28 protein-coding genes are annotated in these 26497 nt (G+C 54.4%); 10 read left to right on the top strand and 18 right to left on the bottom strand.

Annotated elements, in window-relative coordinates; translation table 11 throughout:
• Positions 1-91 precede the first annotated feature (91 nt).
• The 6 genes from BMZ91_RS17285 to BMZ91_RS17255 all read left to right on the top strand — a co-directional run bounded on the left by BMZ91_RS17285 (position 92) and on the right by BMZ91_RS17255 (position 5426).
• Positions 92-466 carry a hypothetical protein gene (locus BMZ91_RS17285; RefSeq protein WP_143076380.1) on the top strand — a complete coding sequence of 125 codons (375 nt, stop codon included), beginning with the start codon at positions 92-94 and terminating at the stop codon, positions 464-466.
• Positions 463-873: a hypothetical protein gene (locus BMZ91_RS17280; protein WP_092841527.1), complete on the top strand. Its 411-nt coding sequence runs from the start codon at positions 463-465 to the stop codon at positions 871-873. Before BMZ91_RS17285 ends, BMZ91_RS17280 begins: the two co-directional genes overlap by 4 nt.
• Positions 870-1202, top strand: a complete 333-nt coding sequence (locus BMZ91_RS17275) for a hypothetical protein (protein WP_092841525.1) — start codon at positions 870-872, stop codon at positions 1200-1202. The genes BMZ91_RS17280 and BMZ91_RS17275 overlap by 4 nt, the downstream gene beginning before the upstream one ends.
• Positions 1199-2656, top strand: coding sequence for a DUF4942 domain-containing protein (locus tag BMZ91_RS17270; RefSeq protein WP_092841523.1), 1458 nt, complete (start codon positions 1199-1201; stop codon positions 2654-2656). Before BMZ91_RS17275 ends, BMZ91_RS17270 begins: the two co-directional genes overlap by 4 nt.
• A 1274-nt stretch (positions 2657-3930) precedes the next feature.
• Complete coding sequence (locus tag BMZ91_RS17260) at positions 3931-4827, top strand: ArdC family protein (RefSeq protein WP_092841520.1); 897 nt, start codon at positions 3931-3933, stop codon at positions 4825-4827.
• The gene (locus BMZ91_RS17255) at positions 4827-5426 is read left to right on the top strand and encodes a DUF6927 domain-containing protein (protein ID WP_092841518.1); all 600 of its coding nucleotides are present in this window, start codon (positions 4827-4829) and stop codon (positions 5424-5426) included. The genes BMZ91_RS17260 and BMZ91_RS17255 overlap by 1 nt, the downstream gene beginning before the upstream one ends.
• A gap of 178 nt (positions 5427-5604) precedes the next feature.
• Here the strand turns inward: BMZ91_RS17255 and BMZ91_RS17250 are convergent, their stop codons facing one another.
• The 4 genes from BMZ91_RS17250 to BMZ91_RS17240 all read right to left on the bottom strand — a co-directional run bounded on the left by BMZ91_RS17250 (position 5605) and on the right by BMZ91_RS17240 (position 8033).
• Positions 5605-6021, bottom strand: coding sequence for a hypothetical protein (locus tag BMZ91_RS17250; protein WP_092841516.1), 417 nt, complete (start codon positions 6019-6021; stop codon positions 5605-5607).
• 53 nt (positions 6022-6074) lie between these two features.
• A complete protein-coding gene (locus BMZ91_RS17245; protein ID WP_092841514.1) occupies positions 6075-6305 on the bottom strand; it encodes a hypothetical protein in 231 nt (76 codons plus the stop codon).
• Positions 6306-6695: 390 nt separating this feature from the next.
• On the bottom strand, positions 6696-7322 hold the full coding sequence (locus tag BMZ91_RS21210; RefSeq protein WP_143076378.1) for a hypothetical protein: 627 nt from the start codon (positions 7320-7322) through the stop codon (positions 6696-6698).
• A gap of 3 nt (positions 7323-7325) precedes the next feature.
• Positions 7326-8033: a ParA family protein gene (locus tag BMZ91_RS17240; protein ID WP_092841512.1), complete on the bottom strand. Its 708-nt coding sequence runs from the start codon at positions 8031-8033 to the stop codon at positions 7326-7328.
• A 706-nt stretch (positions 8034-8739) separates the two neighbouring features.
• Here BMZ91_RS17240 and BMZ91_RS21205 point away from each other — a divergent pair.
• Genes BMZ91_RS21205 through BMZ91_RS17225 form a run of 3 tightly spaced genes read left to right on the top strand, consistent with a single transcriptional unit; the run spans position 8740 to position 14189 of the window.
• Entirely contained in the window at positions 8740-9327 is a 588-nt protein-coding gene (locus BMZ91_RS21205; protein ID WP_143076377.1) for a transposase, read from the top strand.
• Positions 9314-12028, top strand: coding sequence for a relaxase/mobilization nuclease domain-containing protein (locus BMZ91_RS17230; protein ID WP_092841507.1), 2715 nt, complete (start codon positions 9314-9316; stop codon positions 12026-12028). Before BMZ91_RS21205 ends, BMZ91_RS17230 begins: the two co-directional genes overlap by 14 nt.
• Positions 12021-14189: a type IV secretory system conjugative DNA transfer family protein gene (locus tag BMZ91_RS17225; protein WP_092841505.1), complete on the top strand. Its 2169-nt coding sequence runs from the start codon at positions 12021-12023 to the stop codon at positions 14187-14189. Before BMZ91_RS17230 ends, BMZ91_RS17225 begins: the two co-directional genes overlap by 8 nt.
• Positions 14190-14253: 64 nt before the next feature.
• Here the strand turns inward: BMZ91_RS17225 and BMZ91_RS17220 are convergent, their stop codons facing one another.
• The 14 genes from BMZ91_RS17220 to BMZ91_RS17160 all read right to left on the bottom strand — a co-directional run bounded on the left by BMZ91_RS17220 (position 14254) and on the right by BMZ91_RS17160 (position 25884).
• A complete protein-coding gene (locus tag BMZ91_RS17220) occupies positions 14254-15333 on the bottom strand; it encodes a TrbL/VirB6 family protein (protein WP_092841502.1) in 1080 nt (359 codons plus the stop codon).
• A gap of 10 nt (positions 15334-15343) precedes the next feature.
• Positions 15344-15745, bottom strand: a complete 402-nt coding sequence (locus BMZ91_RS21200) for a hypothetical protein (RefSeq protein WP_143076376.1) — start codon at positions 15743-15745, stop codon at positions 15344-15346.
• Positions 15742-15948 carry a hypothetical protein gene (locus BMZ91_RS17215; protein WP_092841499.1) on the bottom strand — a complete coding sequence of 69 codons (207 nt, stop codon included), beginning with the start codon at positions 15946-15948 and terminating at the stop codon, positions 15742-15744. The genes BMZ91_RS21200 and BMZ91_RS17215 overlap by 4 nt, the downstream gene beginning before the upstream one ends.
• Positions 15945-16934 (bottom strand): ATPase, T2SS/T4P/T4SS family, encoded by a 990-nt coding sequence (locus BMZ91_RS17210; protein ID WP_092841496.1) that lies wholly within the window; start codon positions 16932-16934, stop codon positions 15945-15947. The genes BMZ91_RS17215 and BMZ91_RS17210 overlap by 4 nt, the downstream gene beginning before the upstream one ends.
• On the bottom strand, positions 16935-18305 hold the full coding sequence (locus BMZ91_RS17205) for a TraB/TrbI/VirB10 family type IV secretion system protein (RefSeq protein WP_092841494.1): 1371 nt from the start codon (positions 18303-18305) through the stop codon (positions 16935-16937).
• A 2-nt stretch (positions 18306-18307) separates the two neighbouring features.
• Positions 18308-19000, bottom strand: a complete 693-nt coding sequence (locus tag BMZ91_RS17200; RefSeq protein WP_092841492.1) for a TrbG/VirB9 family P-type conjugative transfer protein — start codon at positions 18998-19000, stop codon at positions 18308-18310.
• A 1-nt stretch (position 19001) separates the two neighbouring features.
• Positions 19002-19655 (bottom strand): VirB8 family type IV secretion system protein, encoded by a 654-nt coding sequence (locus BMZ91_RS17195; RefSeq protein WP_092841490.1) that lies wholly within the window; start codon positions 19653-19655, stop codon positions 19002-19004.
• A gap of 12 nt (positions 19656-19667) precedes the next feature.
• On the bottom strand, positions 19668-20456 hold the full coding sequence (locus tag BMZ91_RS17190) for a type IV secretion system protein (protein ID WP_092841543.1): 789 nt from the start codon (positions 20454-20456) through the stop codon (positions 19668-19670).
• A 53-nt stretch (positions 20457-20509) separates the two neighbouring features.
• Positions 20510-21655 (bottom strand): lytic transglycosylase domain-containing protein, encoded by a 1146-nt coding sequence (locus BMZ91_RS17185; protein ID WP_092841541.1) that lies wholly within the window; start codon positions 21653-21655, stop codon positions 20510-20512.
• Positions 21656-21872: 217 nt separating this feature from the next.
• A complete protein-coding gene (locus tag BMZ91_RS17180) occupies positions 21873-24236 on the bottom strand; it encodes a VirB4 family type IV secretion/conjugal transfer ATPase (RefSeq protein ID WP_092841488.1) in 2364 nt (787 codons plus the stop codon).
• Positions 24226-24504, bottom strand: coding sequence for a VirB3 family type IV secretion system protein (locus BMZ91_RS17175; RefSeq protein ID WP_092841487.1), 279 nt, complete (start codon positions 24502-24504; stop codon positions 24226-24228). Before BMZ91_RS17175 ends, BMZ91_RS17180 begins: the two co-directional genes overlap by 11 nt.
• A gap of 12 nt (positions 24505-24516) precedes the next feature.
• The gene (locus BMZ91_RS17170) at positions 24517-24807 is read right to left on the bottom strand and encodes a TrbC/VirB2 family protein (protein WP_092841485.1); all 291 of its coding nucleotides are present in this window, start codon (positions 24805-24807) and stop codon (positions 24517-24519) included.
• Positions 24804-25433 (bottom strand): lytic transglycosylase domain-containing protein, encoded by a 630-nt coding sequence (locus tag BMZ91_RS17165; protein WP_092841483.1) that lies wholly within the window; start codon positions 25431-25433, stop codon positions 24804-24806. Before BMZ91_RS17165 ends, BMZ91_RS17170 begins: the two co-directional genes overlap by 4 nt.
• A gap of 46 nt (positions 25434-25479) precedes the next feature.
• On the bottom strand, positions 25480-25884 hold the full coding sequence (locus BMZ91_RS17160) for a hypothetical protein (protein WP_244915716.1): 405 nt from the start codon (positions 25882-25884) through the stop codon (positions 25480-25482).
• A 138-nt stretch (positions 25885-26022) separates the two neighbouring features.
• Here BMZ91_RS17160 and BMZ91_RS17155 point away from each other — a divergent pair, with 138 nt between their 5' ends.
• Positions 26023-26307: a hypothetical protein gene (locus BMZ91_RS17155; RefSeq protein WP_425441596.1), complete on the top strand. Its 285-nt coding sequence runs from the start codon at positions 26023-26025 to the stop codon at positions 26305-26307.
• Positions 26308-26497 lie beyond the last annotated feature (190 nt).

The following is a 26497-nucleotide window of genomic DNA, read 5'->3' as shown; positions in this document are numbered from 1 at the left end:
TTTCAGGAGAGGCACCGCTTCGCGGTCCTTCCAGAACCCTTGTCCGATTTTGGGAAACACCAGAACGGACCACACCACAAAGGAACACGATATGATGAAGGTTTTTGAAAATCCGGCGCACCTACGCGCGGCGATTAACGACGTAAAGAACGGTACAAACACAGCCGCCCAATTTGATCGCTGGGCCTATGTCGGTGCTGATGGCAATATCTACACACACCCCACCGAACAAGGCGCTATGCGCTTTGCCGGGACGCATGGCATTGGCATTTTCACCCTTCGCGCTGACTATGACACAGCCGTTCATGAGTTCTCATCTTCTGATGAAACCATGCTGCGCACGTTTGGCAAAGATCACCACGAAGCGGCAAAAATCAAACCAGTCATGACCTTGATTGGTCCAGAGGGCAACACCATCGCCACAATCGATGCATGGGCGTCCGACTGGACGGAGGCGGGCCAATGAGAGAGGAAATCACAATCACCGCTCAAATGGTCTATGACTGTCCCGCAGAGGACAGTCGCCAAGGTCAAGGCCAAGCCATCCATAACGACTTGCTGCGCCTTTTGGATGCCGACAGCGCCACAGGCGTTGCATGTTGCGGCGTCACAGTTCAGCATCTTTCGCCAGAGGCTTTGACATACGGCAACGCCGAAGCCCGACAGGTCGCGGAACGTCAGAGCGACCGGATTTTATCCGCCCTTGCCGAACTATACGGCGTGGATAGCGTCCCTGACCTGCTCACATATGCCCTATGTGACCTGCGCCACCTTGCAGATCAAAGCACGCTTGCATTCGACAGGCACGACAAGAACGCCTTTCAATACTACCGCGCGGAGAAAGACGCAGAGGACAAGGAGTCCATGCGATGAAGCCGAGCATTTTCAAGATCACGGGGGGCCATCTAACCGCCCGTGACAAACGCAATATCCTTGATTGCATCGAACACCTGCGCGGACAGGATCACCATAACGCATGGCTTGGATACAAAGGATCACCCAAGCGATATTGCGTCACAGCCGATGCAGACTTGCCGAATATCTACGGCGTTAGGATCAGCGAAAACTACACAACCGATTGGGGCGAGAAACGGCAGCGTGAGTGGAAATTCACGGTTGAGGCAAAGGGCATCGACCCCTTGCAGCCCGTGGCACCAAAAACCGACCCCCAAGCCGATCTATTCGAAGGAATGAGCGCATGAACATGCAAGCCCCCGAAATCATGGCCGACGACAGCGAACAGGCATCGAGCCTGCCCGCCGTCACTTCGCAAATCGAAGATATTGTTGCTGCCCGCGATGCAGCACTTGCCAAGATCACCGAAGCCGCCGCCACCCTTGAAGCAGCTTATACCCTCACCGACGAGGCCAACGCCTTCGCCCGTAAGGCCCAATGCGGCCGGAAGTATTGGGGCATCGACCGGACCCACAACAAGCACTACGAACACCTTTCACAGCAAGGCTTTGACGCGGCGCAGTCGGTTGAAACCTACCGCCGCCAGCTTGACGCATCCGTGTGGTCTTACCTGTTGGAAGAAACAGGCATCCGCGACCTAATGGACGCCACCGGATCACGCGAGTTCGACCAAGGCCTGCGCGAGGAAGTCCCGCCCGTGACCGTTCAGGACGTTCGCGCCACTTTCGAAACATGGATGTGCAATGCCGATCTGACCTTTGCACGGGGGCTGGCCGTCGCATTTGCGCGGCTTGATAGCCGCTTCAAATCACACGACGCCTTCAAACTCGGTTCACGCATGATCGTTGATCGTGCCTTTTCCGAGTATTCCGGCAGCTTCAACCGATCATGGGCCGAAGAAACCATCATCGACGTGGAGCGTGTTTTTGCCAAGCTGGACGAACAAGCGCCAGCCGGTCGCGGCTTGATCCAAGAGATCGACGCCGACCGGCGCGGCTATGGCCCGCAACAGTCTTTGACCGAAAGCCGGTTTTTTCGCATCCGGGGCTTCATGAACGGCAATGCCCACCTTTGGTTCACCCGCGATGATCTGGTCACAAAGGCCAATCAGGTTTTGGCCGACTACTACGGCGAAGTGATCCCCGACGCCGCCCCCAAGGACGAAGACAGCGCCGCCTTTACCAAGCGCACAAACCTACCGTCCAAAGACCTGCAATTCTACCACACGCCCGCCAAGGCAGCGGCCAAGGTTGTGGATCACCTTCGCTATCAGGAAGGTCAACATATCCTTGAGCCAAGCGCAGGCACAGGCCACCTTGTCAGGCCGCTTCTGGAGAAGGGCCACAAGGTTACGGCCATCGAGATACACGCGGACAGGGTGCGCCAGTTGCGGGAGCATGAAGGCCCACAATGCAGCGTGATACATGGCAATTTCTTGAACCAGCCCGCGAACCCGATCTATGACGCCGTGATCCAGAATCCACCCTTCTTTCGGACGCATTGGATGGACCACTTGCGCCATGCCTATGACTTCCTGAAATTCGGGGGCCAGCTTATCGCCATCGTTCCGGCATCCGCTGAAGTCGGTCAAAGCAAAGCCCACATTCAATTCCGCCGATGGGCCGAGAAGGCCAATGGTGGGCGAAGCTGGGGCATGTTCACAGACCTACCCACCGAGAGTTTTGCCGAGGCTGGCACCAACATCAACACCGTGATTTTCAAGGTCACAAAGCAAAACTGATATTGGATCAGCGCCCGTTGCACACATCACAGATTGCGGCATCGGGCGTCACCACCCCATTACTGACGCGAAAGGGGTTGTTGCAGTGAAGGCAAGTTGCAGAATTTGCGCCGTCCTCAAGGTCGCAATCATCGCGCTTAGACTTTTGGTTTAGTCCTGTATTCTTCTCATTCATCTTCCCCTAAAAATCCTCGGGGGAGCGCCCTGCAGGGCGCGGGGGCAGACAGCCCCCTTTGCAGCTTGTCGTTTCGACGGAGCTCGGTACAATAACATATCATTGTCTGATTTACTGGATTGTTCTTTGTCGGAAGCACTTGCCCCCATACCAAACGTGATCACGGAAGTCGCTTTGCGCCACTGCCTCGAAACAGGCTCAAAATTGCTAATCCGCTGCACCCAAACGCCAACGCGAAAAGCGTCAACTTGGCACGGTCTTTGGACGATGGAGGTCCATCATCCTGACGGGTCTAAACAGATGCTTGTCACAGCCCGTTCTCGGCTTTCTGGTGAAATCTGCGTTCGTGAGTTCAAGACCGTGACCGGGATCGTGTCATTTCTAACAGGCTGCGGTTTCACCAAAGTGTCCTTCCCCATGATCGAGACAGATTCCATGACACTTTCGCTGGATACCGAAACCTAAGTAGACATAGCAGGACGTTTAGTGGCCCATGTCCCGCCCCTTGGGCGGGCCACCGCGCCCTAGTTCCAGCCGCAAGCGGCTTCCACCAGAACACCGCGCCCCGATACGAGCTGATCCAATAGTCGCCGGGCCGTCTCTCTGAGCCGCCCCACTTCCTTTGTCTCATGCTCGCCCTGGGCCGCGCCGATCAGCCCTGCGGGTGACGGTCGTTCGCTTCGCCTTGGGCGGGCAGCGCGTTACCCACAATCCCGACACTTCGATATGTGGTGTCTTCGTTTGCGGGAATGCTGTGGTTTGGGGCTCAGGCGATCGAGCCGCCTTCACCCGCACTGGATAACCCCCTGCCCTACGGGCCTTTGGCCCTGATTTGTTATTGGCCCCTTGGAGTTCGGACAAGCCGAACGCCACTGCGGGGCGTCTGCGGTAGGGATACCGCCGTCTCCAAGTCGAATAGACGGGGGCCGTGTCCTCGCTGCGCTGCGGGCCGCACCACCCCCCGTCGATTAGGCTTGGAGCCTCCTAATCCTTCCTTTCATCGCATTCAGGTTTTCAGGAGCAGGCGCATTCGCGCTGTCCAAAAAACCCGAACCATTGGGCGCACAGTCCCAAAAGACACCACAAAGGATGATAGGTTATGCCAAAAGTAGATATTCACCAGCACGTCACAGATGCAATCGTCGCGCAGATCGAAGCAGGCACACCACCTTGGCGCAAGCCGTGGACAGGTGGCGCAGGATCAGCCGCTTTGCCATTGCGTCACAACGGCGAGGCATATCGCGGGATTAACATTTTGATGTTGTGGGCGACCGCATCCGAGCGCGCTTATTCGTCCGAACGGTGGATGACTTTTCGTCAGGCGCAGGAGTTGGGCGGCATGGTCAAGAAGGGCGCGAAGGCTGCACGTTCCGTTTTCTATGGCACGTTTGAGAAGGACGCCGAGGGCAACGACGCACCAGACGGAGAAGGCAAAACCCGCGTTCCCTTTGCCAAGTGCAACAACGTATTCAACGCGGATGAAATCGAAGGTTTGCCCGCCGAATACTACGTTCTGCCGGATCCTGCCCGCGATCTTGGCACCGAGCCAGATGCAGACCTAGAGGCATTTTTTGCCAACACAGGTGCGAAGATCATCACAACCGACGAGCCACGCGCCTACTATCGCCCGTCCGAGGATCACGTTCACATGCCGCCAATCGCTACGTTTTTCAGCGCGGCCAAGTATTACGGGGTTTTGGGCCATGAAATAACGCATTGGAGCGGTGGCGAAAAGCGGCTGGACCGGATCAAGAAATTCAACGACCGCAGCGCCTACGCATTCGAGGAACTTGTCGCAGAAATCGGCGCTTGCATTCTTGCCGTGAAACTTGGCATCGAGCCAGATTTTGACCAGAGCGCGGCATACGTCGAATCTTGGTTGAAAGCCTTGAAGGACGACAAAAACCTGATTTTCAAAGCCGCGTCAGAAGCACAGAAAGCCGTGGATTATATCGTGGCCGCGACTGAAGCAACACAACAAGGGGAGGCAGCATAATGGGCTGGACCTGCCACTACACCCCGCCCCGCGACGAACGCGCCGAGATTGAAAAATTGGTGACGTTCGAGAATGAAGACCGGGCCATGCGGCCCGTCTTCACCACCCGCAAGGGGTCAGTTTGGTATCTGGCCGTAGAAGTGACACCCAAGCCAGATAGCCCAGATTCCTATGGTTACGAGACCGACGCGTTAGGCCGCTATGTCTTTGCCGCCGTGATCCTTACCAGCCGCAACAATGGCGAATGGTGTTACAAAGATATGGAGGAAAGCATGGGGCCATGTGAGGCACAGGCCCCGCAAAAATTGCTCGACATGCTATCGCCCACAACCAAGGAATACGCCCTTTCATGGCGTGAGCGTTGCAAATCAACCGCAGCCCTAGCAGGCCGCAAGATTACCCATGGTGATACCATCCAGCTTGCTGAGCCTTTGACGTTCAGTGACGGCATCGAGCGCGACACCTTCACAGTAAAGAAAGAGCGTTTTGCCGGATACCGCCGCGCAACAACGTATTTTCTTTGTCAGAAAACAGGTGCGCAGGTGCGTATCAGCAAATTCATGCAACGGGCGTGGGTCAAGGTTGAACAGCCGCTTTAACACTGGGAGCCGCAAAAGCGGCCCTTAAACCCCTCCCTGTTGGCCCACTTGGCCGATACTGCCCCTACCTAATAGGTGGGGGCTATTTCATGAGATGGTGTTGGTGACGCGGCAGGGGACGAGCTGCGCCCGCCCCCTGCCCCGCCTTGCGCTTCGCGCCCTGGCCCCGTGGGCCAGATCAAAGACAGGTGAAAGGCAACGGGTCTCCGAGCGCGACGGTGCGCATTTCTCCGTTCAAGGAAATTTCCACGGCGCTATGCGCCCGCAGACCGGCCAAGAGCGGTTCCCAAACGCCATCCTGATTTTCAGCCTTTGAGATACGACCGTGGATCATGGCAGCATCAATCCTGATTAGATCAGGAAACCGGAATGTTGTGACGGCGCTTATGTCGGGATCGGCACCGAATGCAACCATCACGGCACTGACCGTTGTTCCATAGACCGAATTAGGGTCACAGACCAAGGAAACGCCCACATCAGAATCGCCCGCTTGGTAGAGGTCTACCCCGCGTTCCATTTCGTGATCCCAGGCAAGAGCCGACACCGGCAGGGATGCCAGAAAGGTGATAGAAATAAGGGTTTTGACAATACGCATCGACTGCCTCCTTTTGGGAAACAGTCTAGCATTTTTGCTTGCGTTTTGAAAGCCTACGCCGCGTCCTTGTCGGCCTCTTTCCACTCGTAAGCCCAATGATCCATCGTTGCGATCACGGACCCATCAGGAGCCTGCAATGTGAGTTCCGGCGTGATTTTGGCGGCCTTGTGATGGTCCTTTCCAAACATGCGCAAAGTGTGTTCGTTCGATGATTGTAGCCAGCTTTCGCTGGTGCCGTAGTCAGCCACCAGTTTGAAAAGTCCGCCCTGCCCTACCTCACTCATAGATCACGTCGGTTTTCTTGCCATCCTTCCACATGGGAACCTGAGCGCCAGTGTTCCACTCATAAAGCCAGCCCACGACAGTGCGTGTTTTCCGATCCAAAATTCGCTTTATTGGTTTAGCATAAAGTCGTTTTTTGCGTCCCATAGATTTTCCTCTGCATTCACTGTTAACAGCGATTTTCCTGCCCGACCCACAATTCGAAGTCGGGTAGGCCATCGCCTATCCGCGAGTTTGCGCGGAGCATGAGAGGATGGGGGTGAAACCAAATCGACAGGGTTGGTGCGGCCCGCAGCGAAGCGAGGACACGGCCCTGTCTATTTTGTTTCAGGGGGAAGGAAGCCGAAACTCCTTCCCCCTCTTAAAAATGTTGGGGCGCATCGCGCCTTCTATCAATCTTTGCTGTTCAGTTCTTTGATAACAGCATCAAGACAGGACCAGAACAGTGGTTCAAACTGACCTCGCATCATCGCACTATCGGAGGATAGACGGTGTGGATCATGTTTGTTTCTGAGCGCATCGAGCAAACTTGCATCGATGCGTTTTGTGCTTTTATACCCTTGCCGCATTGGCATTCGTTGGACGTCTTGTTTTTCCACATACTCAGGTTGTGGTTCAAATTGCTCGACTGCCCGACGCCCTGCCATGGTGATAGCAATTTTCGCGGGAGTTCCTTTTGTTTCCAACGCGTCCAATTGCTTTTGTTGGTCCAGCTTGACCGCAGCCGACAGGGCGATTTCGCGTTTGTCGCCTGATCCTTGGGTTGGGGGTTCTGATTTCGGTTTTGCTGCTGGTGCTGGTTTCGTCGGAGCTTGCGTGGCGCTACTGATCTCTGGCTTCACCGTTGGTTTGGGTGACGGACTTGCTGCGAGAGTCTTTGCAGGCTCAGTGACAGGGTTTGACACCACTGGTTTCGGAGTTTCTTCGACAACGAGCTTGTTTGTCGGCAAGGGTTGCGAAAAGTCTGATGTATAAGCCGGATCGCGCCCCTTGAGTGCGGTCTTTTTCTTGCGTGGCATACGTTAACCCCCCGTCAAAGCATCAAGGATTGAAGTTGCTTCCTCGAGCGCTTCTGCAAAGTGTTTTGCCTGAACCCGTAAGTGGCTTGGTCCGTTCCGCCGGTTCTCTGCAATATGGTGGAGGAAGCCCTCTGCCGATGCGTCTTTGTGCTGTTTCCGCTGCATGAAATAATCATCCATCACCGGAAATTGTGCGATAGCTTTTTCTTCAATTGATAGTTCTGCTTTGCTTTGCTTGGCCGGCACATTTGACATTACAACGTGGAATGATGGTAAGGCGTCGGCGTCTTCGGCGCGATCACGTAGCCCCACATACCAGTTGAACGTATCTGTTGTGATTTCAAGATCGTCGTCACTCAGCATCATTGGTATGACAAGAACGTCGCTTTCAACCGCAAGATCGTCTGCCCACGCGCCAGCTGCGCCGATGGTATCAATGAAGACGTAATCGGCAGTGTCGTTTTCGTACGCATGTTCAATTTTTTCAGAAAGTTCGTTCACCATCGTCAACGGCTCAATGCGGAATAGTGGGTCTTCAATTTGCAGTTTGTTTGCCCACCGAGCTAGGGCCTGCTGCGGGTCGGCGTCAAACACAAGACAGCGTTTGCCTTTCGCCATGGCCGCGCTGATCAATGCCCGTGCGAGTGTTGTTTTTCCCGCGCCGCCCTTTCGTGTGATGATCGAGATGACCTTCATTTCATCATTGGGCATGTATCTTGTCCTTTGTATCGTGTGGCGTGTTTCGTGTCTTTGGTATCGTGTTGCTGGTAGAGGGTCTACTGTTTCTTGTCGCGTGCGTCCTGTTCGGTGTTTTGTTGCGTGTTTCGTGTCACATGTTGCGTGTTCGTTGTTTCGTGGTCGGTGTATCTTGTCAGGTGTCACTTGTTCCTTGTTCGGTGTCTTGCTGCTTGTCCTCTGTTGCGGGTATCTTGTCGAGTGTAGCTTGTGACGTGTTTAAGGTGTCGTGTGTCGTGTGTCGTGTGTCGTGTTTCGTGTTTCGTGTCGCTTGTTACCTGCTCTCTTAATGGCGTCGATGCTGTGTCGTGTTTCTTGTGTCCTGTTGATTGCTTGCCGCTTCAGGCAGTGAATCTGTCTGCTTCACACCGAAAGAGGGTCTCGCTATCCAATGAAATGCCGTGTGAGGGGGCATATCCGGCCCGTCAGAGGCCCATGCCGTGTTTTTTGGTAGGGTGGGAGCCAAAAGTGCTGTTGGGCCGTCAGGCGGCGCATTTTTGGCTTGGCCTGTCACCTTCGGTTGTGGGCGGTCTCGCCTCTGGCTCAACACGACGACCCGTTGGGCCGTCTGAAACGGAATACAATCACTTTTAACGGCTTTGACAATGTTATAATTTGCGATGCAATTTTATAATTGCGTCAACGCCTAAGTGATTGTATAGAAGATGGCAGGAAATAGGGGTTGTATGTTCGCATGGCTGGTCGCCGACGCTTGACTGAATTGGAGCGATTGGAAATCGTCCGTGAAACGCGAAAAGGCGTTTCTGCTCGAGTGCTTGGGAAGCGATACTCGGTTACACCGCGAACGATCCAATACACCGTGAAGCGCGAAAAAGAGCGCCGCCGCGATACCGGCATCCGCACGGCCCAAATTGGAACGACCGTCACACCAGAGGAACTACGGGCGTTTGAAGTGGTGCTTTCACGGCACGGGATCAGTAACCGGTCAGATGGAATGCGCCGATTGATCCAGTCCGCGAACGGAGTTTTTCAACCTGACGAGCATTTGGCTGACGAGTTGAAAGCCTTTCGAGCGGCGTTGAACCGTGTCGGGAACAACGTCACCCAGATTGCAAAGCGGATGAATGAATCGAACAACAAAGGTCTGCGGCCTTCGTTTGGTCCATCAAGTCTGGCGCAGATGCGGAACCTTGCGGGGTTCGTTCTGGATTTTGCGGATCAAGTAGATCTTCTGACCCGTCGCAAGACCGATGGGATCAGCATGTTGGTGAGTGACGCCCTGAAGGAGCTGGCCGATGGCGAGGAATGATGCCGTCCAGTCCGTGACGGGCGAGATTTTCCGCGAAGGCTGGAGCCGGGTGCGGGGGTCCATGCAAGGCCTTCATGCGAAAAAGCCTCAGATGATCCGCGCGGCCAAGGGCCACCGTGCTGCCGTGTTCAAGGCTATTAGGTCTGGCGGAACGCACACCAAGGCAGAGCTTTCGAACCAGCTTGAATACCTGACTACCAAGTCATCGCATATCGTAGATAGTCGTGGCGTATTGGACGGGAAGAAAACGCTATCGAGCGACGAAATCAAAGGTCTTACGGATAGATTTTCGAGCCGTTGGGATGATCGTTTCCGGCCAAAGATGGGCCACACCACACACATGCTCATGTCCTATCCGCAGGGGACGAGCGGAGAAGACGTGCGGGACGTAACCGCGGCTGTGTGTCGAGAACATTTTCAGAATGACGACCGCAACTTTGACTACATCATCGCCGTTCATGAGGACCGTGATCATCCCCACGCCCACATCGTCTTGAACCGGCGTTCCCAGGAAGGCGAGTATTTCTATCTGGGGCGGGATCATCACTTCAACTATGATGATTTTCGCCTTTCGATGGTCGAACATGCCGAAAAGGTTGGGGTTCGCCTAGAGGCTACGCGCAGGCTTGACCGTGGGGACGCAACCTATGCGCCGCGCACGAAAGAAATTTACGACGCTAAAGCAGAGGGCCGGGAGCCGGTTCAGCGGGAGAGGGTTGGACGTGACCTCGACCGCGCGTTGGCTGAAATCGCTACCACATCCAAAGTCTACCTTTCGTTGTCCGCCGAGGCGACCAGCGACAACAGGGAAGACATTTCAAATGCCCTTTTCCGGGCAGGTGAAGTCCTTGCTCGTGGGGGCCAATTACAAACAGATGGAGACGTTTACATGGAGAACCAGCAGAGTTTCGATGATCTGAAAACAAGCCTCACAGATCGTCTTAATCGGATTGAAAGCCAAATCCAAAGTGCGTCCGAGGCTGATCGGCCACGGATGGAAAAACAATTGGACAGCGCATTGCAGCCGGTTGCGCACTTGAACCCCGTTGGCACAGCTTCATCGAAGCTGACAACCGCACCGTCAGACACCGGCGTTTATTCAGAAACAAACATCAACAAAGACGGCGTTGGTGCCATGCGCGAGCCTGAGACACGGGCGCAGATTGAGACTGCGTTGCGGGGAACGGGCATTTCATCAGAGGCCGTCATTGCGCGAGTAGAGCAGGGGGCCAACAACGCATCTTTGGAGCAGCGTTGGATTGCGGATGACCTCACCAAAATCGCAGATACCGAAGGCTTAAACCTTGAGCGTAAGGCTGACTTGGAGGTTGCCGCTGAAAAGCTGGATCAGGCGCATGTACGTCTGGGTGAGGCACTTCAACGCGCCGAGGTGATCAAAGACGACGGTGTTGTATTGGATGATGGTGACGCCGAGTTTGATGCCATGCGCGAAAACGCAGCGACGGAGACCTATCGTGAAGCAGCGTCAGAGCGGTTAGCAACAGAAAGCGGTATTGATAGGGCCGAGGCGACAGGCATCGCCGAGGCTGACCGTCAGGAGGCCGTGACGGACGCATTCAATCAAAACATGAAGGCGATGGAGCGTGCTGGAATGCCTGCGTCGGTCATTGGTGGCTACACCGTCCAAATGATGGAGCGGGCTGAAGAACGGATCGCTGATAATCCAGAGCTTATTCAAATGACCCGCGAAGATCGACGCGAGTTTGAACGGCTTGAGGAGAACCTTGTTCACACACAGGAGTTCAGTGACGGCGATAACGACCAAGCCTTGCAGCAGGACCGTCAGGCCGAGTTCGACGCTTTTGCAGCGAAGTCACCAGCCCACGCGCAGCTTGCGTCCCGTGCATGGGATAAACTTGGCGATGATATGGAGAAGCCCGCGACATACGTTCAGGCAGATCAGAACAACGCCTTGCGTGCAGATATGTCGGACAGAGAAATTGTTGCTGATATTGACCGTGGGGTGCGTGAACAGTTTGACGGGCGAGCCGACGAGTATTCCCGCTTCGAAGCCCTCTCGGTTGAACGTAGCCAAGCGGGTGGGGTCGTTAATGGTGCCGCAATGGGTGCCGCATTCACGACATTGGCTGAGAGCCGCAATGATGCCGATGTTACGACCGCTGATCAAAGGCGGATCGACGCTTACCTGCGGGATACTGCGGATCGCTATGGTGAGCAGATGCGCGATGGATTGGCCCGTGACAATCAGCCCGAAACAGACCGTCTTAACGATCCAGATTATGAACGGGACGCGGTTCAGGCCCGAGAGTTTTCTGATGCAAGGGTGCGTGAGTTTGACAATGCCATTCGGCCATACCGAACAGATCAAGCTGAAACCGCTGAAATGCGCCGCGTGATCGAGCATGAGCGGACTGAAAAGATCGAAGGTCCGTTTGATGGTGACGTCGACAGCCAGACGTTCCGTGACCAGATCGAACGCGAGTTGGATGATGAACAGCTTGAAGCATTGCGCAACGGTGATGCGGACGCCTTGGAGAACGTGATTGATGAACGTCTTGACCGTTTGTACGCAGCCAAAGCCTATCTGCAATCAGACGCCGAGACCGCCAACAGTGAGGCGACACGCGAAGTCGTCTCAGAAATTGCCGAAGAGGAATTTGATGCACAGCGATTGAAGACGGTTCGCGTAGACACAGAAAAGGGGCAGACACATGGATAAGGGCAAAATCGCAGCGGGTATCTTCCTTCTTACAGCCGTGTTCGTGGCGATTGGCTATGTCGTCGCCACCGCTTTTCTGACGTTTCGCGATTACGGCATGAATGCTGAATTGGACTTCATCTGGCTTGCGGAAAATTACACTGGATTGCAGCGGTTTCGACCGGACGACTTTCGACTGGTTAACCTGATCGTTGGTGGTTTCGGCGTGACCGGCCTTTTGCTGAGTGCGGTCTTGTCAGGGAATGCCCTGACGAAGTTTGGCCGCACTCAATGGCAGAGGGCGCAGCACATGCGGAAGAACGGGTTTTTCAGCAAACCAGGAACAGGTTTTATCATCGGGAAGCTGGGAAAACCGAAAGGCAACGGCAAGCTGATCAGCTCGAAGGTTTTTCCACATGCGTTGATCGTGGCACCAACAGGCCGAGGTAAAACCACAGGCTTTGTCATTCCGAATCTACTTACCTTCAAAGGGTCAGCTGTGGTCCTGGACGTGAAGGGCGAGAACTTTGAAGCAACTGCGCGGCATCGAGCGGCGGAGGGTGACAAGGTTTATCGCTTTGCGCCAACCGACTGGCATGACCGGCGCAGCCATCGCTACAACCCTTTGCTGCGGATTGCTGAGTTAGAAGATCCCGACCGCCAGCAGATGGAATTGCAGTTGTTGGCGTCACTTTTTCTGCAAGCGGACAGTGACCGCGTTCAAGGTCTCTTGAAGGGCGGGATCGACTTGTTTGTTGCAGCCGGCCTTTTGGCATTCGAGCGAGAGCGACCCACGCTTGGGGAGATTTACCGGATCACGGCCAGCGGTGGTAACAAGCAAAAAGAGTTCATGATGCGCCGTGACGAGATTCAGAACCGCGCCGGTAAGCTGATCTTTGAACGCATGGCTTCAACCAACAATGACACACTTACGTCCTACGTGTCGTTGCTTATGACGTCTGGTTTGGACCAGTGGAGCAACCCGGCGATCGACAAGGCCACGCAGGTTTCGGATTTTGATTTTCGGACCATCCGTAAGAAGCCTTTTTCTGTTTTTTTGGTGGTGTCACCAAATATGGTCAAACCAATGGCTGCGCTTATCCGGCTGTTCTTTTCTGACCTGATTTCATCCATGCAGGACAAAGAACCTGGCCCGGACGAGCCGTGGCCGGTCATGATCATGCTGGACGAGTTCAACCGCCTTGGAAAAATGCCGATTGTGACTGACAGCATAGAGACTTTACGTTCCTATAAGGGTCACTTGGCTATCGTCACGCAGACCATTCCAGCGTTGGACGAAATTTATGGTGAGAACACCCGCCGTGCCTTGCAAGGTAACGCGGGCGTTAAACTCTATCTGACGCCATCGGATGAAAAAACCGTTGAGGAATTGAGCAAGGCAGTGGGTAAAACCACGAAGCGGGTTGTCACGCGGTCGCGGTCCATCGGGAAAAACCCGTTCGAAGGGCGCAGCATGTCGGAGCGGACAGAGGAAGTGTCATTGCTGCCCGAAGACGAAGCACGTCGCTTGCCTTTGGATGATATTATCATTGTGGTGGACGCACAAATGCCTATCAGAGCCAAACGCATCAAGTATTACGATGATCCGTTCTTCAAAGGCATCCATTCGGCGCAGAAGGGTGAGTTGCCGTTCCCCGAAACGTCTTTGGACAAGGTTTCCCTTTCGGAGCAGGCGAAGGCTACTGGACCAGCCCCGGAGGCTTCACCGGCGGTCAAAGAGACTGATCGACCCGCAACCCCAATGGACAAGCCGGTGAAGGGCCAAGAGCCTAGGCCAGAAAGCCAACCGGCGTCACCGATGGAAAGGCCCGTTAAAGGCCAAGACCCTATGCCAGAGGGCGGAGCTGGTGCAGACGTGTCAGAGAAGGCCGAGCGGGAAGCACCGAAGGCGGTTTCCGTTGGTGCGGCGTCTCATATCCCGTCCAAAGGCACGTTGCCGACTTCCGGCCGGAAACGTGCCAAGGCGGTGGTCCAAGCAACCAGAGACTTTGATGATCGACAGAGCCAGCTTGATTTGGCCGTGCAACAGAGTTTGAACCTTGAGGCCCCAACGGCCTCTGACATTGCCGCTATCGAAGACACAGACAAGGCTCTTGCGGCGATTGAAGCCGAGTTCGAGAACGAAGGGCAGGGGGGCGTGAAGGTCACTGCCGCTGAATGATCGAGGTAAGCACAAAGCAAAAGGGCCGCTCATTGAGCGGCCCTTTTGCTGTTTGATGTATCTTCTATTTTTTTCCGGCCAGCCGGTCAGCGCGTTCTTTCAACCGGTGCTGTTGTGCGCCAGTGCCGGTTGGCTGTGGCGCGGGCCGTGAGTTGTTCGCCGGGGCTTGGGTGCGTTTGGTTGGGTCGGTGAAGCCCAACTTCTCACGCGCACGTAGAGCTACAACTTCGGCTCCAGAGGCAGTGCCGACGCCTTGTCGTGCATATGCTTGTCTTGCGCCCATTGCAGCAGCACCGAATTGATATGCACCGCCCATGCCGCTGGTCAACGCAGGCATGACAATGTTGCCTGAAATTGCCCGAACGATGAAAGGCGTGGCTATGATGAAGCCTTTAGCCATCAAAATCATCATAAAGAACGGAATCAATGCGCCAATGTTCGATGCACCAGCGGGATCGCCAAGTTCAGTGATCAATGCACCAGCGACGCCCGTGATCGTTGCGAAAACACCGGCTACAACAATCGGGTACATCGCAAAAGAAACGAGTGCGGATAGCCAACGAGCAAAGTAATCCTTGGTCACTTCAAACAGTGTGAGGAAGATCATTATAGGTGCCATGCCAATCAGCAGAGCAATCATTAGACGTGACGCAACGAGAATGAATGCCGCTAAACCACCGAGGATCGACAACATGAGAACGCCAAGAATGTCTAACATCGCGCCAGCCATCCAGTTAAGTTCCGAACCTGCGGCATTGAGATAAGAACCGAGTTCAGCGATCAGAACATCAAATTCCTCTGCAAAGGTCCCCGAAGGACCAGGCGCACCCCCTCCTACCGAGGCGATTAGGGAACCTGCAATGCTATCAATGCCGTTCAGAATCCCAGACGAGAAGGCGTTGAATTGTATCCAGTTGGTCGCAAATAACCCGACTAGGGTTATCTTAACGGCCAACCAAAAGGCCGTCCGACCATCCATCGACCTAACCTGATAGACCATATTGATAAAGACGAAAGCTACCAGCAGCGTTGCGGCCAGCACAATCAAGGTTCCGACCGTGGCTGCAACCGACCCAAATTGTGTTTCAGCAGCAGAGTTGAGATACCCTTCGGACGTTTCTACAAAATATGTGACGACACTCATTTAGCTCACCTCACCAGTTGTTTTCGAGTTCACAAATCGGTTGAGCGATTTTTCGAGCATCGTTTGCTGCACGTCTGTATTCAGACGTTCGTTGCTGCACTTCAAAGCGTTCGAGTGCGGAATAATGTTCGAAGTAGTATTCTTGCGCTTTGTCCCATGACGGAAACCTCGTTTCGCATGAACATGAACCCGCTTCAGCTACCGCCTGTAAGCCTTGAGCGCGGTACATCATCTGAACCAAATGACCAGTATGTGCCTCGCGGGGTTCAATGTTTTCAATCCACTCGGGCTGCGCAGGTTGATCTGGACAAACACGGGGCGTGTCCGAACCCAAAGTGGGAATGAATTGCGCCGCCGCTCCACTGGCGACGGCGCTAACAAGTGTTGCGATGATCAAAGTTGGTCTAATCATGCGGCTTTTCCCTCGTCTTTGTTGTCAACTAAGACTTCACGCTTGAGAAAAGCCGTTACATGACTGCCGTTCATAGACGTAGATACAACGCTGACGACTTCATAACCGGCAGCGCCCCATTCAGTGAGCGTATCGGCCATCTTCTTCATTTCTTTTGCGTTGCTTGTCCCGAAGGTCAAAACTTCATGTTCAAAATAGATCATTTTGCGTCTCCTTCTTGATCTGTTTCGCCCGGTAGATAGAATTGAGTGATACCCCGATCCCCTTCATGGCGACCGGCTTGAATAATAACATCAATCGAGCTTTCGATGTATCTTATCATATCTTGGTAAGTCATCGGCACATCTGTTTTCAGTGCTGCGATAGCAAGGCGTTGAACCGCCAACTGGGGCGTTTCAGCGTGGAGCGTTGTCATCGAGCCACCATGCCCCGTGTTGATCGCTTCAAGGAAGGTCAAAGCCTCTTTCCCACGCACCTCGCCAAGAATGATCCGGTCAGGCCGCATTCGAAGGGTGGAGGTCAAAAGAACGTCAGCCATTTGAACCGGCACGTCTCTGTTCGAGATAAGCGTGACCGTGTTTGGCTGCGTTGGGACCAGTTCCGCCGCTTCTTCAATCGTGATCAGCCGTTCGGCCTCGTCAATGTAATTGATGATCTTGCGGCAAGCGACGGTTTTACCAGTCGATGTGCCACCCGAGACAATGACGTTCAGCCGCTTATCGACACAGAATTTAATCGCAGCATCAATGTCACCGGCGAGAACAATCTTGCGAAGTTCAAGATTCCGTACCTTGCGGTTATTTTCCAGACTGATCTCCTCACCAAAGAGGAATTTCAGCTTAATGTCATCGAGCGACATGGTTGATAAGAACCGCAAGGCGATGGAATACCCGCCGCGCACGACAGGATCTTGGATCACTTGCGCACGGACAGCCCGCCCATGGTAATCGACGCTGCACGACACAATAGGCTTATCACGGCTGATCTTGGTTTCCGCCGCTGCCGCAATCTGCGTTGCCAGATCACCGATTTGCCGAGTGTCCCAGACGGTATCGAGACGGCTCATAAAGTGATCGCCCTGAAACTCGCCCCAGATCGAGCCATCGGGGTTGATGCAAATTTCGATTGCATCAGCCCTTTTTGCTTCTGGCAGCTTGTCCAGCGTGACTTGGAAATAGTTGCCTGCCACTTAGAAAATCTCCACGTCACGGTCGACCATGACCGTGATGCGCGACCCTTGATCGACATAGATCACAGGACCAATCGCAAGGTAGTCGCTGAGAACAGAGTCTGTGCTATCCGCCAGATCATCCCCAACATCTTCTAGGACTTCTGCGGAAGTATCATTTTCGACCTGCGCTGCGGCTGCACCGGGCAGGGCCGTGATCAAGGAAATCAACGCCGCCGACCCGAAGCGTTCATCGAAGCGGGTATCGACAACGCCGGTCACACCGGAACGGCCGAGTTCATCCCCACCGAAAGAGCTGATGACAACCGTTTGGTTATTAGGAAGGATAATCCGGTCCCAAGCCACAGTTACACGTTGCTGCGCTATTTCCACACCGGACTGATACCGGCCAATGAGACGTGATCCACGCGGGATCAGCACACGCGACCCGTCAAAGGAATGCACGTCCTCAGAGATAATGGCACGGATCGGGCCGGGCAGGGTGCTATCTAGCGCCGTTTCGGTGACGGCTTGGATCATTGTGCCTTGAACGACCGTGTTTGCGGGGTTTGCAATCACTTCTGCCTGCGTAACCTGCGTAGGCAGCGCACCATTGGCAACGAAATCCTGAACAGCGCCCAATGTCCGTTCGCTCAATTCGGTATCACCAGCCCCCGAACCACCACCGAAAGCGATAGTCGGGGAAAGAATGCGAGCCTCTTGAAATGCCAGTTCTGCTGCACGACGTTGTTCGAGTTCCGCCATGCGCCGCGCTTCTTCTTCGCGGGCGAGACGTTGGCGTTCAGCTTCCAAGAGTTCGTCTTGAGACGGGCCAAGCGGAGCGGGTGTAGGCGATTGAAGCTGCGCCAATTCGAGGTCCATGCGCAGCCGTTCAAGATCACGGTCGCGGGCTTCCAGTTCATCTTGGAATTGCTGTTGTGCTGCCTCAGACGATGCTTGCAAAGCTGAGATTTGCTCTGTCAAAGCGTTGATAGCGTCAGCCGCCGCCGTGTCTTCTTCAACAGCGGGTTCGGGCGCATTTTGTATGGCCTCGATTTGGGCCTGCAAAGCTGCGAGTTGCGCGAGAAGTTCCGCGTTCGGTTCGGCCTGTGTTTCCACAATTTGAACCTCTGGCTCTGGTGGGGCAGGGGGGACGAACGGCGCAATCTCACCAAAGCCGTCGCCCTGGGACTGAAATTCCTCGGGCTGTGCGACGGGCATTGGCGCTTCGGTTTCGGGCTGCAAGGCAACATAAGCAAGCCCGCCAAGGGCTGCGATGCCGCCGATGCCAGCAATTGCGACTATGGGTGACGGTTTTTTTCTACCGCCAGTGCCGCCGCCCGAATTTTCTAATGCAGCAAGCCGCGCTTTGAGGTCATCTGCTTCACTCATAATTATGTCCCTCCATTGGTGACTTGGATGCAGACAACTTCATCGCCGAGGCGAAGAACCCATTGACCGCTGACACCTGACACGCGCAGGACGCCATCTTCGATTTGCTGAGAATTGACCGTCCGTTCACGTCCGTTGGTAGACCGGAAAATCGCGGGGATTGGTGCGTTTCGTGCGAAACGGAAGTAGGTAAACGTGCCATCGTCCCATACCGATGTTGGGGTGAAAGCTGTCTGACTGCTTGCAGCGTAGTTGTAGTTCGGGGCTTGCTGCGCGACCGCGTTGACACGTTGCACGTTATCTTCGGGGTAACGGAATTGAACGACATAGTATGTCGGTGACGATGCTTCTGTGACGTTGAAGTAATAGCTGCGACGGTTGGTGTAGACCGTGATGTTCGTATGGACACCACGCGCATTGGGTTTCACTGCGAACGCCCGTCCACCAGGAACACCGTCAAGCTGGAAACCTTCCGTATCACCAGCGATGATCGACCGGATTGTCTCACCTTCGCCAAATTCTACAGTGGTAACGTGCGTCAGGCTTACACTGAGACGGTAAACTTGGCCTTCCTGATAGGTGGCCAGCCGAACCCGGCTATCGTTCGGGCCGGATCGTGGTGTGTATTCCGCAAGTGCCGGACCGGCTACAAGAGCCAGCGCCAGCGACAGAATGGTTGGCTTCAATACATTCATCCTAGTTCTCCAATCTGTCTGAGCGGATAGAATATTCTGTGACCGTGAACCCGAATGGGTTGCTCCAAACGTCATCAATGGATCGACGTTCTTCGGGTCTAAATTCGAAGAGCATTGTGGCGGTGAACAAACCGGCTTGGACGCCTTGATTTGAAGTCAGGCGTTTGCGAAGCCGGACCTGCGCACGGTTGACGCCAATGCGGTTGATGCTCAAAACCTCAACTTCGAGACGCGCATTGTCTCCGTAAAGTTCGGGCGGATAGTTCGGGTTGGCGCTGTCCCAAAGCGCCCGCATAGAAGCGAGCGCCGCGCCGTCTGACCTTTCAAGGATGCTCCGAACCCGCACGTCATTGTCGAGCTGGTTGTATGTTTCGCGGTCAGTCACATAACGGAAGGCGACACTTTCGATAATCGCCTGATTTTCCGTTATGCGCTGAGTCAGCACCTGAGCATTAGGCAAAGCCATGCCGGTTTCAGGGTTGAAGGGGACGACAACTGGCTCAGGGTCTACATCGAGAACAGCAACCGCCGCCGCTGACAAGCACCCAATAATTCCAAACGCCATGCCGCCCAGACCGAGCTTTTGCCACAACTGTTCACGACGCCGAGCGCCGTAAATCAGTTCTTCTTCGATGTGTTCCTGTTCAGTAGCCAATGTCTTTTTTCCTTAATCTGCGCTCAAAGTTGGCAGCGTGAAGTCCATGAATTGCTGTTCTTCGGCCAGGGTCGCGGCATCCAGTACGCCAGTCGAACCAGCGCCGACGGTTTGCACGGCTTCCAACTGCCATTGGGCAACCAGAGCGATTGCAAGTTCAGCCGTGACCCGTGTGTTGAGGTCTACGCTGTCCTTGAGTTCTTCCATGTCACCAATCATGCCGACGAGCCGATCCACGCGCTCAAGCGATTGTCCGGCGTCCTCATAGCTATTCTGCGCCGCCGCGGACATGACCGCGCCAGTCGTCGCCTGTTGGGCCGCACGTTCAGCACCGGCAACGCCGCTGTTTGCCATTTCTGACAATGTGTCTTCATCGAAACCGGCATCGGCCAACACGCGCGTCATTTGCGTCTGAATTTCACCGGATCCACTTCCGGCAAGCTGGGACCAGTCGCCGTTCTGGATCGCGTCGATGGTGCCCATAATGTCACCAAATTCTTGATCGAGCAGGCCGTTCAGTTCGTCTTCGAACTGCGTCGTGATGATTTCAGGAAGATCCATCAGGCCTGTCAGCGCGGCATAGGTTTCCTGTAGTTGGGCGTATTGCTCGCGCAACGTCTCCAACTGTGCCACAGCTTGGCGCAACTGTTCGTTTTGCAGAACTTCGTCTTCAATCATCTGGCGAAGCTGTTGAATTTCTTGTGCGATGTTCTGCGTATCAACCGTTGGGACGCCCTGCGCATAGGCCGCGCCGCCCCCCATAAGGCTGGGCGCGGCAACGAATGCGGCTGTGCCGATCATGCTTGCAATGATTGTTTGACGCAGAAACGCACGGGGTTGGGTGAATTTTTCCATTAGTCGAGTTCCTCCAATGTGAAGTCCATAAATTGTTGCTCTCTGAGTTGAGCCGCAGCCATAGCCATTTCAGCATCACTCAGAGGACGTGTGCGGGCAGCTTTGAGACGGGTCAGCACGGACACCAACCTGACCAGTTCGGCCCGCGCATAGGTATTCAGAGCCATCGACTCTTGAATGTCCTCGGTCTGGCCGATCCGCTGCACGATGTTGCGAATGCGAAGGGCCGCAGCTTCTACGTTCTGCATCGAGCTATTAGCGTAGAAACTCGCACCACTGCCCGAAATGGACAGGTTGGAGTTCGCCAACAACGCAGGGTCGATGGTTCCCAAAGCATCAATCCCACCAACGCGGGTCAGATATTCGTTATATTTCTGGGGGATCACCTGCACATAATGCTGGGTTTCTTGGAAAGGCGGAACACCACCGTAGTTTTGGACGTTGCCCGGTCCAGCGTTATAGGCAGCAAGCGCGTGGATGATGTTGCCATCAAACATACGAAGCATCTGCGCGAGATACCGTGCGCCGCCTTCAACCTGCAAATACGGGCTGTCATAGTAAGCGGGGTAGATACCCAGATCACCCGCCGTAGGTGGCATAATCTGGGTTAGGCCGAACGCGCCCACTGGCGACCGCGCGCCGATGGTAAACCGGCTTTCCTGCCAGATCAGAGCTTGCAAAAGACAACGCCATTGTACGACCGAAAGACCTGCCTGATTGACGCCGTTCAATCCGTGCGTTTCCTGTGCCACACGGATGATAAGCTGTTCGATGTTCAGGTTTGCGTCCCCAAACATTTGATTCCCAGCAGGGTTGGTGTCGGTCGGTGAGTAAAGGGCGTCAGCAGATTGTTCTGGTAATGCGCCGTCTTCGAGACCTTGAACCATTGCAGGAATATTCTGCCCACCAAAACTGGATTGTGCGTCGAGGATGTTCTGCAGCACTTCAAGCTGTTCGGCTTCAATTTCCGCGATGGCCTCGGCGGTCGAAAGACGTTCGGCCTGTGTCGCAAGATCAACCTCACGCCGCAGGTTGGCGGCTTCGTTGCGAATGATCAGGCCCCCATCAACCGTTGGCACACCTTGAGCGAACGATGATGTTGCCCAGATTAGGCAAAGAGCCGTTGTTGATAGGGTAGGGCGCATCACTGGCCCCCCGGTCCACCCAGAGGGGTGAAGTTGCAATCGTCAACGGGTGCAGTCGAAGTAGACAAGCGCCCACCGGATTGCGGCAAAAAGCTCATTGAATTGGCCGAACGTGTGACCACATCAGAAGTGTTGTCGAAGCAATTTGCCGTTAAGCCTTGATACTCACCACACGCTGACAGCGATGCGAGGCCGAGAAGCAATAATACAGTTCTTGTCATTTGACTCTCCAAAAGTCTGGACGTTGGCGGTAATCGGCACCCACCAACTGTTCTCCTTTTTTCATCCCGCCGAGGATTGTTAGCAGCGGCCCAAGGGCGCTCAGATCAGCATTGACAACAACTGACCCTTGATCGTCTCTCACAAGCCCCAGGCGCGACGCGCTTGGAGTTGTGAGCATCACATCAAGTTCCTTGTCTTCGAGGCTCAGGAGGTCATAGTCAGCCGCCTTCGCTTTAGAATTGGGAAGCAAGATTTGCGTCGGCACCGCTTGCAAAATGGTCTCTGCAACGCCGGTCTTTTTGAGTTGGCTAGGGAATTGGGTCATCATCACAACGACCGCATTCTGTTTCCGCACGGAAAAGAGCCAGCTTTCCAGTTTTTCGCGAAAGTAATGGTTGTCGAGCGACTTCCATGTTTCATCCACGATGATCAAGGTTGGCTTGAGGTCTTTCATGGTCCGTTCCACACGGCGGAACAGATACGAAAGCACAGCCATGCGTTCGCGTTCACTGGAATCGTCCAAAATGCCTGTTAGATCGAAGCCAACAAAATCGCCATCCAGCGAAAAGCTGTCTTCAAGGTTCTGGCCGAAAATCCAACCGTAACGTCCGTCAGCAGCCCATTCACGCGCCCGCTGTTGCAGGTCGCCATCATCATCGGTTGCCGCGAACAGAGACGCCAGATCATCCCAATTCCGCAAGGACGGATCGGCGGCTTCGGCGTTCTGGCGGATCACCTCTTGGATTTTGGTGCGTTGCAGGGGCGTGTATGACTTATCATCGCGGCTAAACAAAGACATAAGCCATTCGTTCATCCACGCCTGACCTTCAACATCTGTCTCGGTCCACAGCGGGTTCAAACCTGTTGGTTCGCCCGCTTTGATCGAAGAATATGTGCCGCCGTTTGCGCGGACGGCCATTTCCATACCGAGGCGGTAGTCAAAGACGAAGACCCGCGCACCGGCCCGCCGAGCAAGCGTGGCAAGGAAAGCCGACAAGACCGACTTACCGGCACCCTGCCGACCAAAGATCAGCGTGTGACCGCCCGTAGGTTCCGCGTCAGGTGAGCCCTTTTCGTGATAGTTGAACCAAAAGCCGGAGCGTTCGGGCGTGGGGAGCATTGTGATCGGGACGCCCCAAGGCACGTTATCGCCGGTTTTCCCCAACGGGGTGCGGTGAAACGCGGCAAAGGACGCGAAATTCTTACTCGTCACGATTGCCTTGCGGCTGCGCTTGACCGAGTTGCCGGGGTGCTGGGCAAAGTAGTGGGTCCGCAACGCGAAGCCTTCTTTGATGATTTTCATACCCTGCGTTAGCGCACTACTGCGTATCTCCGCCGTGAAGTCATCCAGTTCAGGAACAGAATTGGCAAAGAGCGTCACCGACATATGGTGATCGCCAAAGCTGAGACGGCCACTGAGAAGTTCATCACGCGCGGCGGCGAGTTGTTCATATTGCGTCACGGCGCCATCATCGGTGGTTTGCATCAAGCGCATCTGACGCTTGATACGATCATCCATCGTATTGCTGTTTACTGGCGTGAAAGAATGCGTGATCACCATGTCGATAGGCAGATTGAGTTCGTCGAACATCGTGCAAGGCGTTCTCTCGGAATAATCCTTGATCGCTAATGTTGTGCCGATTTTCTTACCGACCGAACCGCCAGTCAGTTCAAAGCTATCGCCCTTGAATGTGACCCGAGTATTGGCGACAGCATCCGCAACCACACCGTATTTTGTGCCGGGGTAGAGCGGGGTTTCTTCGCCGGTGTTGAGACTGCCAAGGAAGCCCAACAGTTCGCCGCTTTCCGCGTTCAGCAGACGCGGTTGCATATCTACGAATGTGGTGCTGATAAAGCCAACAGCCTCGCGCAGCGCGCGCATACGTTTCGCAGTTTCTTCGCGCAAAACCTCGATGGATTTCTTTGGCGAGAACGGCACCTTTTTCGCTGTTGTGGGCCGGTGCATGATTGTCAGCGTGAGGGTCTTATCCCGCATTCCGGCATTTTCTAGAAAGTCACGCCACTGTTCATCGACCGCCGCCGCAAAGCTATCGCCCTCGATAGGCTTCATTGTGGGATCAATGGGCTTGGAAACTTTGTGAACATAGTAGGCAAACTGATGGCCGCTATCGGAAACGATTTGCGCGAACAAATCACGCACCTTGTCCAGTTCGTCGTCGTCTTTGGTGTAGCTGTTGATGCCATCGAGACGGATGCACTGAAACAGTTCATTGCCGCGTGTGCGAACCGTTTGATCGTCTACCAGACTGACATAGGGAAGCATCTGTGCGAGGTGCTTTTCCTTCGCAACCCAATGGGGCAACAGCGATGCAGCGTCAAAGCCATCTTCAAGGCGCATAGCTATCTCCATCGTGGATTTTGCGGTTGGTCGTGGGTGGCGTTTCCTGCAAGGTCGTCACAACCACGTCCAAGAAATTTGGGTCCCAATCTGCGGCTTTGCGCAGAGCGGGGTAGGCGGCCACGGCAAGAACCGCGACCACCCAATGTTGTGTCCACAGAAACACCAGAACGCCGCCGAACAACCACACCATCGCATACATAACGGGCAAGCCGAGTAGTTTCGGCTGTCTGAGCAGCCCTTTGAAAAGTGGCACTTGTGCAGCCATTTCAAGTGTTCCTTATGTGGTCCAGATTGCAGCGACGATTGTTGGTGCGGCTGCGATGCCTGCGATCCCGATGATCACCCAAAGGGCTTGACGGAAATCGAGGATGCCAAAGAGCCACGACAGGAACACACCGATCAGAGCCAGTGTGCCGATCACGATACCGAGCGGGCCGGTAATCGCATCTACGATGCCTTGCAGAACACTTTGGACAGGTGAGAGGTCGATGGATTGCGCTAATGCCGGTTGTGCCAGCATCAGGAATACACCGATCAGTGTCACCACGTTGGTCGTATTTGGCCTCATGAGTTTTCTCCTTCTAGCCGGTTAAACACAGCCAGCACCCTGCTGACGTGATTTTGGGTTTCCCGATAAGGCGGGATACCGTTGTTGCGCGTCACGGCATCGGGGCCAGCGTTGTATGCAGCCAATGCCAATCGCGCATCCCCGAATTGGACCAGCATCATGAGAAGATACCGGGCCGACCCGTCGAGATTCTGTTGCCAATTGTGGGGATCGACGTTCAGGTCACGCGCTGTCTCAGGCATGAGTTGCCCAAGGCCTATTGCGCCGACCTGACTCCGAGCGCCGACGTTGTAGGCACTCTCGATTTCAATGTTTGCTCGGAACAATAAACGCCATTCAGTCACCGAAAGCCCTGCACGACGCAGGGCAGGGTGGCTTGCGTAGCGCATAGCTGTTGCGTCGATTGCTTGAAGAATTTCAGGGCGCGGCACAGCGGCCCTTGGTGCAACAGAGGCAACGCGGAAGTCGCCATCTGCTGTCTCACTGTCAACAGCGGTGCCTTGACCGAAAAGTTGCAGCCCTTCCGCAGCTGAACCTTGGCCGACACCATCATTGTAATTTCGTGCAAAATTGTCTTGCGCAGTAGACTCACTAAGTGAGCCGTCGCCGTTCATTACAAGCACCATGCCCTGCGCAAGAGCAGGGGTGCTGGCGAGTGTTAAAGCAGCAAGACTAGCTGTCGCTACTCTCGATAGGCGTTTCTGGCAGGGCGTGCAGCGTGCGACCACCTTCAAGCATCGGAATGTTGACTTGTGTGAAGCCCATGCTTTCGAGGAACGAGATAAGGCCGTTGGCTGTCTTAAAGGTACGGACTGCAATTTCGTCGTCGTCGCCGAGCTTTTTGCGGGCTGGGACGAGCAGCTTTTCGTAAGTGCGTTCCTTGTTGACGACGCGGATAATCCAGATGCCGTACCAAACCGCAGCTTTCTTTGTAGCTTTGGTTTTGCACACAACCTCTGCTTGATAACCGCTGTCAACAAGGGTCTTGAAATGTGTTTCTGTGACCACATTAGGGGCTTCTTTGTTTATGTTTGTCGCCACGATCTGCGTCACCTCCATGGTCAGCAGCAGTGGCACCCTTCTCAGGTACCACCGCAATACAATCTTATAAGATCCTCATCAAGTTATAATATTGTCACTCGATGAAAGTCTCTCTATAAACTACCTTTAAGCAGCAGGATGAATTTTTCCAAGTATCTTAGGGGCACAAGCATCATGTCTAAGTCGAAGAAAAAGACATACACTGTTATAATGTGGTTTGTTTTTATGGCCCATTCGGCGCAAGCCGAGACGTGTTTGGCACCTTCCAGACCATTTGTACCGAGCGATCCGGCCTCCACGCGTGAATATGAAGACCTTATCCGACAAGATTTCGAGCACTACATCACAAATATTCAAGACTACTTTCGATGCATGGAGGGTGAACGGGCGAGGGCGTTCACGGAAGCGCAGGAGGTCAGTCAGGAATATGGGCGCTTCGTTCAGCAAATGGCGAATTGAAGCGCCAGCTATCAGTTGATTTGATTTGACCTGCATTCCCGCACCTCAAGAAACGACGGGACGTCTTGCGACAGTCGTATGTCATCAAGGCGGGCTTCACGCATAACCATTCATTCAATGCGCTTTGCATGCAAGCATGCTTTGTTGTTTGTGGATAGATCGTAGGGAAGCGTTTCTAGGGTATAAGTTC

The organism is Roseovarius lutimaris (assembly GCF_900115165.1).
GTDB classification, from domain to species: Bacteria; Pseudomonadota; Alphaproteobacteria; order Rhodobacterales; family Rhodobacteraceae; genus Roseovarius; species Roseovarius lutimaris.
This window is presented reverse-complemented; position numbering and strand designations above follow the sequence as displayed.

Coding starts and splice junctions, on each gene's coding strand:
- BMZ91_RS17175 (WP_092841487.1), bottom strand. CDS start 24,504: ATGGCTGCACAAGTGCCACTTTTCAAAGGGCTGCTCAGACAGCCGAAA.
- BMZ91_RS17190 (WP_092841543.1), bottom strand. CDS start 20,456: ATGATCGGCACAGCCGCATTCGTTGCCGCGCCCAGCCTTATGGGGGGC.
- BMZ91_RS17230 (WP_092841507.1), top strand. CDS start 9,314: ATGGCGAGGAATGATGCCGTCCAGTCCGTGACGGGCGAGATTTTCCGC.
- BMZ91_RS17215 (WP_092841499.1), bottom strand. CDS start 15,948: ATGATCTATTTTGAACATGAAGTTTTGACCTTCGGGACAAGCAACGCA.
- BMZ91_RS17185 (WP_092841541.1), bottom strand. CDS start 21,655: ATGCGCCCTACCCTATCAACAACGGCTCTTTGCCTAATCTGGGCAACA.
- BMZ91_RS17200 (WP_092841492.1), bottom strand. CDS start 19,000: ATGAATGTATTGAAGCCAACCATTCTGTCGCTGGCGCTGGCTCTTGTA.
- BMZ91_RS17255 (WP_092841518.1), top strand. CDS start 4,827: ATGGGCTGGACCTGCCACTACACCCCGCCCCGCGACGAACGCGCCGAG.
- BMZ91_RS17285 (WP_143076380.1), top strand. CDS start 92: ATGATGAAGGTTTTTGAAAATCCGGCGCACCTACGCGCGGCGATTAAC.
- BMZ91_RS17260 (WP_092841520.1), top strand. CDS start 3,931: ATGCCAAAAGTAGATATTCACCAGCACGTCACAGATGCAATCGTCGCG.
- BMZ91_RS17155 (WP_425441596.1), top strand. CDS start 26,023: ATGTCTAAGTCGAAGAAAAAGACATACACTGTTATAATGTGGTTTGTT.
- BMZ91_RS21210 (WP_143076378.1), bottom strand. CDS start 7,322: ATGCCACGCAAGAAAAAGACCGCACTCAAGGGGCGCGATCCGGCTTAT.
- BMZ91_RS17240 (WP_092841512.1), bottom strand. CDS start 8,033: ATGCCCAATGATGAAATGAAGGTCATCTCGATCATCACACGAAAGGGC.
- BMZ91_RS17180 (WP_092841488.1), bottom strand. CDS start 24,236: ATGCGCCTTGAAGATGGCTTTGACGCTGCATCGCTGTTGCCCCATTGG.
- BMZ91_RS17275 (WP_092841525.1), top strand. CDS start 870: ATGAAGCCGAGCATTTTCAAGATCACGGGGGGCCATCTAACCGCCCGT.
- BMZ91_RS17165 (WP_092841483.1), bottom strand. CDS start 25,433: ATGGTGCTTGTAATGAACGGCGACGGCTCACTTAGTGAGTCTACTGCG.
- BMZ91_RS17205 (WP_092841494.1), bottom strand. CDS start 18,305: ATGAGTGAAGCAGATGACCTCAAAGCGCGGCTTGCTGCATTAGAAAAT.
- BMZ91_RS17280 (WP_092841527.1), top strand. CDS start 463: ATGAGAGAGGAAATCACAATCACCGCTCAAATGGTCTATGACTGTCCC.
- BMZ91_RS17270 (WP_092841523.1), top strand. CDS start 1,199: ATGAACATGCAAGCCCCCGAAATCATGGCCGACGACAGCGAACAGGCA.
- BMZ91_RS17245 (WP_092841514.1), bottom strand. CDS start 6,305: ATGAGTGAGGTAGGGCAGGGCGGACTTTTCAAACTGGTGGCTGACTAC.
- BMZ91_RS21200 (WP_143076376.1), bottom strand. CDS start 15,745: ATGATTAGACCAACTTTGATCATCGCAACACTTGTTAGCGCCGTCGCC.
- BMZ91_RS17250 (WP_092841516.1), bottom strand. CDS start 6,021: ATGCGTATTGTCAAAACCCTTATTTCTATCACCTTTCTGGCATCCCTG.
- BMZ91_RS17220 (WP_092841502.1), bottom strand. CDS start 15,333: ATGAGTGTCGTCACATATTTTGTAGAAACGTCCGAAGGGTATCTCAAC.
- BMZ91_RS17225 (WP_092841505.1), top strand. CDS start 12,021: ATGGATAAGGGCAAAATCGCAGCGGGTATCTTCCTTCTTACAGCCGTG.
- BMZ91_RS17170 (WP_092841485.1), bottom strand. CDS start 24,807: ATGAGGCCAAATACGACCAACGTGGTGACACTGATCGGTGTATTCCTG.